This is a genomic window from Xanthomarina sp. F1114, from assembly GCF_026410255.1.
Taxonomy (GTDB): domain Bacteria; phylum Bacteroidota; class Bacteroidia; order Flavobacteriales; family Flavobacteriaceae; genus Xanthomarina.
Map to the genome: position 1 here is coordinate 105,522 of NZ_JAPMLL010000010.1, position 13,017 is coordinate 118,538.

A 13,017-nucleotide genomic window follows, 5' to 3' on the forward strand; every position below is an offset into this window, starting at 1 on the left:
AAAATTATAAAAGTCCAAACTCAATTTATTAAGTTTGGACTTTTATAGTTTTAATCTCTTTTAAATTGTCAGAAAGACGATGCTTCAACTCGCCGATTTTAATGGAATAATATAACCTTCTGCTTGGTGATATTTTTCAGATTTAATAATGTTTACTAACCAGTCTAAATGGTTTTCAGACTTTCTTCTAAAACTGTAATTTAAGGTTGCTTCCATAATAATAGTGTTTAAAATTGAATCAAATTAAATTTACAACTTGAAAGATTGTAATTATAATTTTTTAGTCAAACAGCATATTTATCAACCTAATATGTAGGCAATTACATAAAAACAAGATAAAAAACACATGCATAGCTGTTTAAAAAACTTACTATCTAATCGCAATAAATACTAAACAGTTTTTACTAAAGGGTAGAACACACCTTGCAGTCTTCTTTTTCTTTTATCTCTCCCACCAATACACCTTTGCTATTCATTTTTAAATCGCAGCAATCCATATATCCTTGAGTAATCAGTTTTCTAGCTCTTTGTATTTGCGACTTAATCGTGGGAAGTGGCAGCTTTAATTGTTCTGCTACTTGAGCTTGTTTTAATCCCTTAATATCTGCCAAAAATAAAGGGTCTCGATATTTTTTAGGTAACTGCTTAATAATTCCATGTAAGCAATCGTGTTCCGTATGTTCGTTTTTATTCTCTATAAAAACAATATCGGTCTCAGATAGTGTAGTCGATATTTTATTTTTTCTAAAATAATCTAAGACCGTATACCTAGCCACCGAAAACGTCCAGGCTTTTAACTTCTCGGTATCGTTTAAAGAATCTTTTTTGGTATGTATTTTAATGAAAGTGTCTTGGAGTAAGTCTTCTGCAATAACTGGATTTTTCACCTTACTTAAAATAAAGTGTTTGATATCGTCTGCATATAAATTCCAAATCGTTTGGGTAGTCATTCTTCAAAAAATTAAAAAGCAGTAATTTCTTTAGCATAAAATTACTAAAAAAATTACCGCTTCTTTATTATTTAGCATTACTTAACAATTGCAATTAGCACAAGTACAATTTTCGCAAGTACAGTTTTTACAATTTCCATCTTGGCAACCTGAGCAGGTGCAAGTACATTCTTTATTATTCATAATATATTGTTTTTAAGTTCGTATAATAGACGTGGAAACTTGGAAAAAGATGCATTTTAATATAAAAACCTCACAAATTTTTAAAATTTGTGAGGTTTTTATATTAAATTCTATGACAGGCTCTGTATAAGCGATTCACACAAATTTTCAAAAAAGAAAATTTGGTTCTCTGCTTACATATTCCGTCTATACTGTCCGCCTACTTCAAATAATGCAGAAGTAATCTCTCCTAAAGAACATACTTTACAAACCTCCATCAAGGCTTCAAAAATATTCTCGTTATGAATGGCTCTCGTTTGAAGATCTTTTAATAAATCCTCCGTGTCATATGCTTTATGAAGATTCTCTAAGGTTTTTATTTGATGTTGCTTCTCCTCTTCAGTGGCACGAATTACTTCTGCCGGCTGAACCGTTGGAGAACCTTTTGAACTTAAAAAAGTATTCACACCAATAATTGGGAAATCGCCATTATGCTTTAAAGTTTCATAATACAAACTCTCTTCTTGAATTTTACTACGTTGATACATAGTTTCCATAGCACCAAGAACGCCTCCTCTTTCAGTAATTCTATCGAATTCTAAAAGAACAGCTTCTTCCACTAAATCGGTTAACTCTTCAATAATAAAAGAACCTTGAATTGGATTTTCATTTTTAGCCAAGCCTAATTCTTTATTAATGATTAATTGAATGGCCATTGCACGACGTACAGATTCTTCGGTAGGTGTAGTAATCGCTTCATCGTATGCATTTGTATGTAGCGAATTACAGTTATCGTAAATAGCATACAAGGCCTGAAGTGTGGTTCTAATATCGTTAAAATCAATTTCCTGAGCGTGTAAACTACGTCCAGATGTTTGAATATGATATTTCAACATTTGAGCTCTGGCATTAGCGCCATACTTATGTTTCATGGCTTTTGCCCATATTTTTCTAGCTACACGACCAATAACAGCATATTCTGGATCGATACCATTTGAGAAGAAAAATGATAGGTTTGGACCAAATTTATTAATATCCATCCCACGAGATAAATAATACTCTACATAGGTAAACCCGTTAGAAAGCGTTAGTGCCAATTGCGTAATTGGATTGGCTCCAGCTTCTGCAATATGATATCCTGAAATAGACACCGAATAGAAGTTACGCACGTTATTTTCAATAAAATACTCCTGAACGTCTCCCATTAATCTCAAAGCAAATTCCGTAGAGAAAATACAGGTATTTTGCGCTTGATCTTCTTTTAAAATATCGGCTTGAACTGTTCCTCGAACTTGAGCAATAGTTTTAGTTTTTATATCTAAATATACATCGGCAGGCAAGACTTGATCTCCGGTTACACCTAATAACATCAATCCTAAACCATTATTACCTTCTGGCAAATTACCGTTGTATTTAGGTCTTTCTATCCCTTTATCTTTATATTTTTTTACGATTTTAGTCTCTACTTCTTTTTCTAAACCGTTTTCTTTAATATAAAGCTCACATTGTTGGTCTATGGCTGCATTCATAAAAAACCCTAGCAACATAGGTGCAGGACCATTAATCGTCATACTTACCGAAGTCATAACATTTGCTAAATCGAAACCAGAATACAGTTTCTTAGCATCGTCTAAACAGCAGATTGAAACCCCTGCATTACCTATCTTTCCGTAAATATCTGGACGTAAATCTGGATCGTTTCCGTAAAGTGTCACACTATCAAAAGCAGTGGATAATCGCTTAGCTGGTAAACCGGCACTTACATAATGAAAACGTCTATTGGTACGTTCTGGCCCGCCTTCTCCCGCAAACATTCTTGCCGGATCTTCTCCTGTACGTTTAAACGGATATAATCCTGAGGTATAAGGAAATTCTCCTGGGACATTTTCTTGTAAACACCATTTTAAAATATCTCCCCAGGCCTGATATTTAGGTAAGGCTACTCTTGGGATTTGTAAGTGAGATAACGACTCTGTATGTGTTTCTATTTTTATTTCCTTATCTCTAACTTTAAAGGAATAAATAGGGTTTTTATAGGTATTTACTTTTTCGCTCCATCCTGTAATCACTTCCCAGTTGTAAGGATCCAGATTCAGTTTTACTCGATCAAATTCTCCAACAAGCAATTTAATAAAGTCTTTATTCTCTTTAGATTCTATAGATTTTGAATCGATACCTGCTTTGTCTAATTCAGGGACATTTCCAACAATAGATTCTATGGTTTTATAAATACCATATAGTTTTTGAGCTACCTCAACTTGTTCGCTAGCTGTTTTATCGTACGCGCGATTATTTTCAGAGATTTCAGATAGGTAACGCGTTCTAGAAGGAGGTATAACAAAAACCTTTTCGCTCATTTCTTCGGTAATCTTAAAATCAGATTTTAAATTAACCTTTGTTCTTTCAACTAATTTATCCATGATAGCTTTATAAAGCGTATTCATTCCAGGATCGTTAAATTGCGAGGCTATAGTTCCAAAAACCGGCAAATCTTCCGGCTTGGCATCCCATAATAAATGGTTGCGCACATATTGTTTTTTTACATCACGTAAGGCATCTAAAGCTCCTCGTTTATCAAATTTATTGATAGCTACCAAATCGGCAAAATCAAGCATATCGATTTTCTCCAATTGGGTTGCTGCTCCAAATTCTGGCGTCATAACATATAAAGACACATCTGAATGTTCAATAATTTCGGTATCAGATTGTCCAATTCCCGAAGTTTCAAGAATTATTAAATCGTATCCTGCCGCTTTTAAAACTTGAATAGCTTCATGAACATATTTTGAAAGTGCTAAGTTAGATTGACGGGTGGCCAAACTACGCATATAAACTCTTGGAGAGTTAATAGCATTCATTCTAATTCTATCACCTAAAAGCGCTCCTCCCGTTTTTCTTTTTGAAGGATCGACTGAAATTAATCCAACAGTTTTTTCTGGAAAGTCGATTAAAAACCTACGAACTAGCTCGTCTACTAAAGAGGATTTTCCTGCTCCACCAGTTCCTGTAATTCCTAGAACAGGTGTTTTAGATTTTTCATTAATCGTGTGAATTTTATCTAAAGTATCTTTTGCTACTTTCGGAAAGTTTTCTGCAGAAGAAATAATTCTCGCAATAGCTTTAGCATTTTTCTTTCGAAGTAAATCTAGCTCATTATTTAAAGAGTCTCCTATAGCATAATCTGCTTGCTCTACCAAATCGTTAATCATGCCTTGTAAGCCCATTTCACGACCATCATCTGGAGAATAGATACGAGCGATGCCGTAGTCCATTAATTCTTTAATTTCAGAAGGAAGAATTACACCTCCACCTCCACCAAATATCTTGATATGTTCGGCGCCTCGTTCTTTCAGCAAATCGTACATATATTTAAAGTACTCATTGTGTCCGCCTTGATATGAAGTTAAACAAATAGCATTGGCGTCTTCCTGAATGGCTGTATTTACAACCTCTTCAACACTTCTATCATGTCCTAAATGAATGACTTCTACTCCTGTAGATTGAATAATTCGACGCATGATATTAATAGCCGCATCATGCCCATCAAAAAGAGAGGCTGCTGTTACTATTCGTACTTTATGTTTAGGGGTATAAGGTGCTATAGGTTCCATGTATAATTATCTTATTTTTTTAATGGGACAAATTTACGCAATATTCAACAAACCTACCACACTCCTTTAAATTTATAATGTTTGCTTTAATCTGAAATAAGCAATTGATACATTATATTTGTCAAAAAAATGATATTATGATAAAGAAACTGTTTGTTTTAGCCCTAATTTTAAACCTGACTACCTGTGCCGAATTACAAGAAGTAGTAAATCAATTACCAGAAAACACTACCGAAATTAGTAACAGCCAAATTGCAGCTGGCTTAAAAGAGGCTTTAGACCAGGGAATTGATAGACAGGTAACCAAACTAACCCAAACAGACGGTTATTATAAAAACGATTTGGTAAAAATATTATTACCAACAGAATTACAGAAAGTAGATAAAGCGCTTCGAGATATTGGCTTAGGTTCTTTGGCAGATGAAGGCTTAAAAGTCTTAAATCGCGCAGCTGAAGATGCCGTTGGTACAGCAACACCAATTTTTGTAGATGCTGTTAAATAAATTACTTTTAACGATGCAAAAACTATTCTTCTTGGAGAAAATGATGCCGCTACACTTTATTTAGCAGGTAAAACCGAATCGGCTTTATATACGGAGTTTCATCCTGTAATAAATAACTCGTTTAAAAAAGTAGGAGCCGATCAAATTTGGTCCAACTTAATAAACAAATACAACAGTATTCCTTTTACTTCTAGTGTGAATCCTGATTTAACAGATTACGTAACCGAGGAAGCTTTAAAAGGAGTTTATAAAATGATTGCTGTTGAAGAAAAAGATATCAGAACAAAGTTCTCATCTAGATCTACCGATTTACTAAAACAGGTTTTTGCTCTACAAGATTAGGAGTTACATTTTCCTTTAAAATCTAAAATCCGTAAGTTAATTCTTAAAATTAAAATCGATTCTCACAAAATCGATTTTTTTTATTAACAAACTAAACATTTAACTTGCTGAATCCCATTATTTTAAATATATTTAAAATTCAAAAGGTATGAGTAATGGAAAATTCTAGCAAAATCAAAAAACACCAAATCAAGTTACAAAAACGATACAAGCGCTTAATAGAACAAGCTTATAACCTACGCCAAACGGATTGCGCTATGAGCGATATTTCCGAATTTAAAGCTATCAAGCTATTAAATAAAATAAATAGATTAAACTATTTAAGCAGAGAACCGGGAAAGCAAAGATTAGCACCTTAGATTCTTTTTTAAAACAAAACTTCAGTAAAATCTTTAATCTATAAAGATTCAAGTCTGAGTGTTTTAAAATATTGAAAAGATTTAGTTAGTCTAGAACCATACCAAGAAAATAATTCCCCATCCACCAACAATACCTTAGCTTTTGGATATTTCAATTTCATAGCGTTTATATGCTCTTCTTTAAACGGAAAAGGTTCCGTTGAAAGCAAAATAACATCTACATCCTGGCTCAGATCTTTCTCTAAATCAATTTCTGGATATCTCTCTAAATCCTCAAAGTAATTTTTAAAGTGTCCGGCAGACAATAGCGTATTAATAAAGTTATCATTGGCAGCAACCATCCAGGGGTTTTTCCAAATAAAATAGGCCGTATTTAACTTGGGTTGGTTTTTTATGAAATCTTGAAAGGTTTTGTGTTCATTTTTAATTTTCGAAACAATCTCTTCTGCATTACTTTCTACCTGAAAAATGGTTCCATACATTTTTATTAATTCCAAACAATCTTCAATCGTATAAATATCGCTTAAATGAACCGGAGCAATCTTCTCCAGCTCTACTATCATCTCTTGCGTATTTTCTTCTTTATTACACAAGATAATATCTGGTGCAAGCGCTTTAATTCTATCGAAGTGAACTTGCTTGGTACCACCTACTACTTTTATATTGGAAATAAGATGATATGGATGCACACAGAATTTCGTAATTCCTACTAAAGAAGATTCCAGACCTAAATCGTATAGCAATTCTGTTTGTGAAGGTACTAATGAGACAATACGAGTTGGCTTGCTCCTTAATTCAATAGTTCTGTTTAACTGATCTTTCATTTGAATAAATTACAATAATTGCATTTTTAATCAAAAAAGTGAAATTATTTAATACGACTGTACACTTAAGATATTTTCCATTTCTTGCTGAAGTTCTTTTGCTTTAATTGCTGCTGCTTGAGCAAAATCTTTCTGCTGGGAAGCATAAATAATGCCTCGTGAAGAATTAATAAGTAAACCTACATTTTTATTTAGACCATATTTACAAACGTCTTGCAGGTTTCCTCCTTGAGCTCCAACTCCTGGAACAAGAAAAAAGCTATCTGGGACAATGGTTCTAATATGAGCAAAGTATTCTGCTTTGGTTGCCCCAACGACATACATTAAATTCTCAGAATTTTTCCACGTTTTCGATGTTTCTAAAACCTGCTTATATAATTCTTTTCCTTCTAATGTTTTCGTCTGAAAATCGAAAGCACCTTCATTAGATGTCAAAGCTAACATAATGGTGTGTTTTTTTTCGAAAGCCAAAAAGGGTTCAACCGAATCTTTCCCCATATATGGAGCTACAGTGACACTATCAAAGCCTAAATCCTCAAAAAAAGCTTTAGCGTACATACTGCTAGTATTACCAATATCTCCTCTTTTGGCATCTGCAATGGTAAAAATCTCAGGATGCTTCTTATTTAAATACTGAATCGTTTTTTCTAAAGATTTCCAGCCTTTTAAACCATAGGCTTCATAAAACGCAGTATTAGGTTTGTAAGCAACACATAAGTGATGTGTGGCATCGATAACAGCTTTATTAAAAGCAAAAATTGGATCTTCTTCGTTTAATAAATGTTGAGGAATTTTATTTAAATCCACATCTAATCCTATGCAGAGAAAGGATTTCTTTTTTTGTATTTCTGAAACAAGTTGGGTTGTTGTCATCTAATAAAAAAAGCCTCTAAAAGAGGCTAGGTTTTAAATTACGTCTGTATTAGCTTTTAATTTTTCGGTATTTTCGGCTAACTGAAGTTCGTCAATAATTCTTTGAATATCTCCGTTTACAATATTATTCAAATCGTATAATGTTAAACCAATTCTATGATCTGTAACACGACCTTGAGAATAATTATAAGTTCTAATTTTAGCACTTCTATCACCAGAACTTACCATAGACCCACGTTTTTCGGCATCTTCTGCATTTTTCTTTGCCAATTCCATATCGTACAATCTGGAACGCAATACTTTAAACGCTTTTTCTTTATTTTTATGCTGAGATTTTTGGTCTTGACACTGAGCTACCAATCCTGTTGGTGTATGTGTTAAACGAACAGCCGAATAGGTTGTATTTACCGACTGACCTCCTGGTCCCGACGAACAGAAATAATCAATTCGAACATCTTTGGGATTAATTTCTACATCAAACTCTTCTGCTTCTGGGAATACCATTACCGTGGCAGCACTTGTATGCACACGCCCTTGAGTTTCTGTTTGTGGCACACGTTGCACACGGTGAACACCAGCTTCAAATTTTAAAGTTCCGTAAACATCGTCTCCGGTAACTTCAAATTGAATCTCTTTAAATCCGCCATTGGTTCCTTCACTATAATCTACAGTATCTACTTTCCAACCTTTACTTTCACAGTATTTACTGTACATTCTAAATAAATCTCCTGCAAAAATACTGGCTTCATCTCCTCCTGTTCCAGCACGTAATTCCACAACCGCATTTTTAGAGTCTTCCGGATCTTTAGGAATTAATAATACTTTTATTTCCTCTTCCAACTTAGGAATTCCTTCTTTGGCTTCTTCGTATTGCATTTTAGCCATTTCAACCATTTCTGGATCACTTCCATCTGCAATAATCTCTTCGGCTTCTTTAAGGTTTTCAGTAAATTCTATATAGAGATCACGTTTATCCATTAATAAGCGTAAATCTTTATATTCTTTGTTTAATTCTACATAGCGTTTTTGATCTGTCATTATATCAGGTTGAATGATTAAATCGCTCACCTCATCAAAACGTTGCTTTACTATTTGTAATTTATCTAACATGTATTTTACTAAATTATGTTGTCAAAAATACGATAAATTATGGATTTTTTTAGATTCTTCTATTTTAACTTAAATCAATTATTAGGAAATATTTCGTTAAGAAAAGCGTTTTTATTTTATGATTCAGCGTTTTGGAGCCATATTATTATTTTATAAACCTTATGTTCTTTGGTCGTTTGGCGTGACACTATTTCTAATGGCTTTTAAATCTAATTTGGCAATTATTTATATGGCAAAGTTATTTTTAATCATCTTTTTATGGTATTTTTTATCAAAAACCACAGCAAAACGGAAACTGCTATTTTATAAAAATCTTGGAATTTCTACTCTCAAACTCTTTAGCGTTATCTATATTATAGATGTATTTATAACTACTTTTTTCTTTAAGTTGATTGGTGATTTTATTTAAATGCCATACAAATGCTCTTTGTAAAAAATAACCAGAAAAGCACAAAATATTTTGCTTCTACAAACCGTTCCAGAAAACAACCTCTTCAGATAAGCAACAATAGAAAAACATGTTATAAACAAAAAGAAGCCACTTAAATTTTAAGTAGCTTCTTATTAATTACAGTCCTTTTACAGAAATCTATCCACATTTAGAAGAACCACAGTCCTTACATGTTAGACAGCCTTCTTGATATATTAAATTGGTAGAACTACAGCTGGCACAAGTTTGCCCTTTGGCTTGTGTGCCATCTTCTACATAACGTTTAATGGCACGAACTACGCCATTTTTCCATGTATTAATAGACTCGCTGTCTAATTGAAGACTATTAATTAAATCTACAATTTTATCAATTGGCATTCCGTGACGTAAGGTACTTGAAATCAGTTTTGCATAATTCCAATATTCTGGATTAAATTTATGCGAAAGTCCTTCAATAGTGGTTTTATAACCCCTTTTATTTTTATACTGAAAATCGTATCGCGAAGTTCCATCTTCATTTCTATTTTTAATGATGACACCATTATTTGCCCAACGTGGAATTAATATTCCATCTTCGTCATCTGCTAATCCCGTAAATACTTCGTAAGGTTTCCCATCTATCAAGCCAATAAATGCAATCCACTTATCTTTATTATTCTGAAAACGAACAACATCGGCTTCTAGTACTTGAGGTCTTTTTGTAGGAAAAGCTGTTAACAATTCTTGAGCCTCTTCTTCGGTTTTCTCTTCGTTTGAAATTAATACACCAGAACGAGATCCGTCTCTATAAACAGTTACTCCTTTACAGCCAGCTTCCCAAGCTTCCAAATACAATTGTCCAACCAATTCCTCTGTAGCATCGTTTGGTAAATTAATGGTCACGCTAATAGAATGATCTACCCATTTTTGGACAGCTCCTTGCATGCTAACTTTACTCATCCAATCAACGTCGTTAGAAGTTGCTTTATAATAAGGCGATTTTTTAATTAATACATCCAATTCTTTTTGGGTAAAGTTCTTATTGGAATCTATATTATTAACTTCCATCCATTGTTTAAATCTATGATGAAAAACCACATATTCTTCCCAGGAATCCCCAACCTCATCTACAAAATCTACACGAACATTTTTATCGTTTGGATTTACTTTTCTTCTTCGTTTATAAACTGGCATAAATACAGGTTCTATTCCAGAGGATGTTTGAGTCATTAAACTGGTTGTTCCAGTTGGAGCAATAGTTAACAAAGCAATATTTCTTCTTCCGTGTTCCAGCATCTCGTAATAAAGCTTTTCGTCTGCTTCTTTTAAACGTAAAATAAACGGATTATTTTTTTCTCTTTCTGCATCAAAAATAGCAAACGGACCTCTGTCTTTTGCCATATAAACCGAAGCTCTATAAGCTTCTATTCCTAAGGTTTTATGTACTTCTACAGAAAACTCATTACCTTCTTTACTTCCGTATTGAATTCCTAAGGCAGCTAACATATCACCTTCAGCAGTAATACCAATTCCAGTTCTACGTCCTTCGTTTGCTTTAGTTTTAATATTTACCCAAAGGTTTCTTTCGGTTGCTTTCACCTCATCTAATTCTGGATCTGCATCAATTTTTGCAATAATAGCATCGATCTTTTCAAGTTCTAAATCGATAATATCGTCCATAATACGTTGAGCCACATGTACGTGTTTTTTAAATAACTCGAAATTAAATTCAGCTTTATCTGTAAACGGATTTTCCACATAAGAAAATAAGTTGATAGCCAACAATCTACAAGAATCGTAAGGACAAAGAGGAATTTCTCCACATGGATTTGTAGAAACAGTTTTATAACCTAAATCGGCATAACAGTCTGGAACAGATTCGTTGATAATTGTGTCCCAAAACAAAATTCCAGGTTCGGCAGATTTCCATGCATTATGAACAATTTTCTTCCAAACTTTATTCGCTTCTATAGTTTTGGAAAACTTTGGGTTTTCACTAAATATCGGATATTTCTGAGTGTAAGTTCCATTGGCTTTAACAGCTTCCATAAACTCGTCGTCTATTCTAACAGATACATTTGCACCTGTTACCTTACCTTGTTCTAATTTAGCATCGATAAATTCTTCTGAATCTGGATGATTAATAGATACTGACAACATTAATGCTCCACGGCGTCCATCTTGTGCCACTTCTCGAGTAGAATTAGAGTAACGTTCCATAAAAGGAACTATTCCAGTAGAAGTTAAAGCCGAGTTTTTTACCGGAGAACCTTTAGGACGAATATGAGATAAATCGTGACCAACACCTCCACGACGTTTCATAAGCTGCACCTGTTCTTGGTCGATTTTCATGATTCCTCCATAGGAATCAGAATCTCCATCGTTTCCAATAACAAAGCAGTTTGAAAGTGATGCAATTTGGTACGGATTACCAATTCCTGCCATGGGACTACCTTGCGGGACAATATATTTAAAATCCTTTATTAGATCGAAAATTTCTTTTTCGGAAAGCGGATTAGGATACCTCACTTCTACTCTTGCTATTTCTTTGGCAATACGCTTATGCATATCGTTTGGAGTTAACTCGTATAAATTGCCTTCAGAATCTTTTAAGGCATACTTATTAATCCATACGCGAGCAGCCAAATCATCTCCTTTAAAGTACTTTAAAGAGGCTTCAAAAGCGTCATCTTGTGAATACGTTGCAGGTAGAACTTCTTGTTGGGTTTGAACACTCATTTTTTGATTATGTTTTAAAATATTTTGATTAATTTACTATGGTGTAAAGTAAGCAAAAATTTCTCACTAAAAAAATAAGATAATCTGAAAAGTTTACAGAAAAATGGTTTAATTAATTGATTTACAATGTTTTAACTATTTATCAATAACAAAAAGTTAACAAATATATTATTTTGTATTAAAAATCAACAACCACTCCAACCCCTAGCAATTGCTTCCATTGCATCTTGGCTCCTTGGGTAAAATACTCCCCTTCTACATCAGATTCAATTTGGGTTTTTATATCATTATCGTACTTAAGATGGGATCCAAAATTGGCCTTTATAAAATTATTCACTCTAAAGTCGAAGTTAATCTGCCAATCGACGTCAATATTTCCAAAATCGTTTAAATAATCCGTATAGAAACTCACATAGTTTCCTATAAAAACATTTTCAAATAATTGGGTTTCGTATGCACTAGTAAGCAAGATTCCTACTTCGTTTCGTATGCGCTCTCCAGCGAGAACCATATTCCCATCGTCGTCATAAACCGCGCCTACAACTCCAAACGCTCCGGCATTTGCCAATTTTTCATCTAGAACAAAGGTCGTTTTCATTGTTAGTGGCGAAAAATACAGGGAAAACTCATCAATATTTCTTCCATATTCAATACCTCCTCCAATAAACAGATAACCTGGAGCCATAAATTTAGACAACACATTGGTCTCATCGGGGTAATTATAACCTTCCGAAAATTGCGATTTAAAATTAAATTTGGCCGAATAAAACCAATTAGTATATTCGTCCCGTTTAAAGCCTAAGGTGGAGCTAATATCAATAATATCGTCAGTTTTTCTTAAACCTTGATCCTCTTGTTTATTAACACCATATCGAGTTATTAATAAACTATTCCATATCAAGTGTTTGTAACGGTATTTTAAGGAACTCTCAAAATTGATTAAAACTGAGATAGAGTTACTTCCTCCTGAATTCCAATTTACAAAAGCCACTTCACTCATAAGCATGCTGGCTTTGTTTTTAAGTGTCCATTTTGGAACATTGATGTTTTCTATTTTAAAAAACAACGAGTCCGGTTGCGCAAATGCAAATTGAAAACTAATTAGAAATAAAACAAAAACAAACTTCTTCACTAA

Annotated in this window: 9 protein-coding genes and 1 pseudogene; 2 read left to right on the top strand and 8 right to left on the bottom strand. The window is 33.5% G+C overall.

The genetic code is table 11. The annotated features are described in order from the left end of the window. Positions 1–84: 84 nt before the first annotated feature. The 3 genes from OS188_RS09805 to OS188_RS09815 all read right to left on the bottom strand — a co-directional run bounded on the left by OS188_RS09805 (position 85) and on the right by OS188_RS09815 (position 4,723). Positions 85–216 (bottom strand): hypothetical protein, encoded by a 132-nt coding sequence (locus OS188_RS09805; RefSeq protein ID WP_267148662.1) that lies wholly within the window; start codon positions 214–216, stop codon positions 85–87. Positions 217–404: 188 nt separating this feature from the next. Continuing rightward, a complete protein-coding gene (locus OS188_RS09810) occupies positions 405–950 on the bottom strand; it encodes a sigma-70 family RNA polymerase sigma factor (protein WP_267148663.1) in 546 nt (181 codons plus the stop codon). A gap of 356 nt (positions 951–1,306) precedes the next feature. After that, positions 1,307–4,723, bottom strand: coding sequence for a methylmalonyl-CoA mutase family protein (locus OS188_RS09815; RefSeq protein ID WP_267148664.1), 3,417 nt, complete (start codon positions 4,721–4,723; stop codon positions 1,307–1,309). Positions 4,724–4,860: 137 nt separating this feature from the next. Here OS188_RS09815 and OS188_RS09820 point away from each other — a divergent pair. Together OS188_RS09820 and OS188_RS09825 are read left to right on the top strand one after the other, a co-directional pair. Continuing rightward, positions 4,861–5,568: pseudogene (locus tag OS188_RS09820) on the top strand (DUF4197 domain-containing protein). Between the two features lie 155 nt (positions 5,569–5,723). Then, entirely contained in the window at positions 5,724–5,927 is a 204-nt protein-coding gene (locus OS188_RS09825) for a Lacal_2735 family protein (RefSeq protein WP_267148665.1), read from the top strand. Between the two features lie 38 nt (positions 5,928–5,965). On the opposite strand, the gene OS188_RS09830 is transcribed toward OS188_RS09825, so the two are convergent. From OS188_RS09830 to OS188_RS09850, 5 genes are all read right to left on the bottom strand, one after another. Further along, entirely contained in the window at positions 5,966–6,751 is a 786-nt protein-coding gene (locus tag OS188_RS09830) for an ABC transporter substrate-binding protein (protein WP_267148666.1), read from the bottom strand. Positions 6,752–6,799: 48 nt separating this feature from the next. After that, positions 6,800–7,624, bottom strand: a complete 825-nt coding sequence (gene pyrF, locus OS188_RS09835; RefSeq protein ID WP_267148667.1) for an orotidine-5'-phosphate decarboxylase — start codon at positions 7,622–7,624, stop codon at positions 6,800–6,802. A gap of 33 nt (positions 7,625–7,657) precedes the next feature. Further along, a complete protein-coding gene (gene prfA / locus OS188_RS09840) occupies positions 7,658–8,734 on the bottom strand; it encodes a peptide chain release factor 1 (RefSeq protein WP_267148668.1) in 1,077 nt (358 codons plus the stop codon). 589 nt (positions 8,735–9,323) lie between these two features. Further along, positions 9,324–11,882: an adenosylcobalamin-dependent ribonucleoside-diphosphate reductase gene (locus OS188_RS09845; RefSeq protein ID WP_267148669.1), complete on the bottom strand. Its 2,559-nt coding sequence runs from the start codon at positions 11,880–11,882 to the stop codon at positions 9,324–9,326. 178 nt (positions 11,883–12,060) lie between these two features. Next, positions 12,061–13,014 carry a DUF3078 domain-containing protein gene (locus OS188_RS09850; protein WP_267148670.1) on the bottom strand — a complete coding sequence of 318 codons (954 nt, stop codon included), beginning with the start codon at positions 13,012–13,014 and terminating at the stop codon, positions 12,061–12,063. Positions 13,015–13,017: the final 3 nt, after the last annotated feature.

Bases quoted from the DNA above. Each gene is read 5' to 3' on its own strand.
- OS188_RS09825 (WP_267148665.1), top strand. From the start codon at position 5,724: ATGGAAAATTCTAGCAAAATCAAAAAACACCAAATCAAGTTACAAAAA.
- OS188_RS09845 (WP_267148669.1), bottom strand. From the start codon at position 11,882: ATGAGTGTTCAAACCCAACAAGAAGTTCTACCTGCAACGTATTCACAA.
- OS188_RS09830 (WP_267148666.1), bottom strand. From the start codon at position 6,751: ATGAAAGATCAGTTAAACAGAACTATTGAATTAAGGAGCAAGCCAACT.
- pyrF (WP_267148667.1), bottom strand. From the start codon at position 7,624: ATGACAACAACCCAACTTGTTTCAGAAATACAAAAAAAGAAATCCTTT.
- OS188_RS09805 (WP_267148662.1), bottom strand. From the start codon at position 216: ATGGAAGCAACCTTAAATTACAGTTTTAGAAGAAAGTCTGAAAACCAT.
- OS188_RS09815 (WP_267148664.1), bottom strand. From the start codon at position 4,723: ATGGAACCTATAGCACCTTATACCCCTAAACATAAAGTACGAATAGTA.
- prfA (WP_267148668.1), bottom strand. From the start codon at position 8,734: ATGTTAGATAAATTACAAATAGTAAAGCAACGTTTTGATGAGGTGAGC.
- OS188_RS09810 (WP_267148663.1), bottom strand. From the start codon at position 950: ATGACTACCCAAACGATTTGGAATTTATATGCAGACGATATCAAACAC.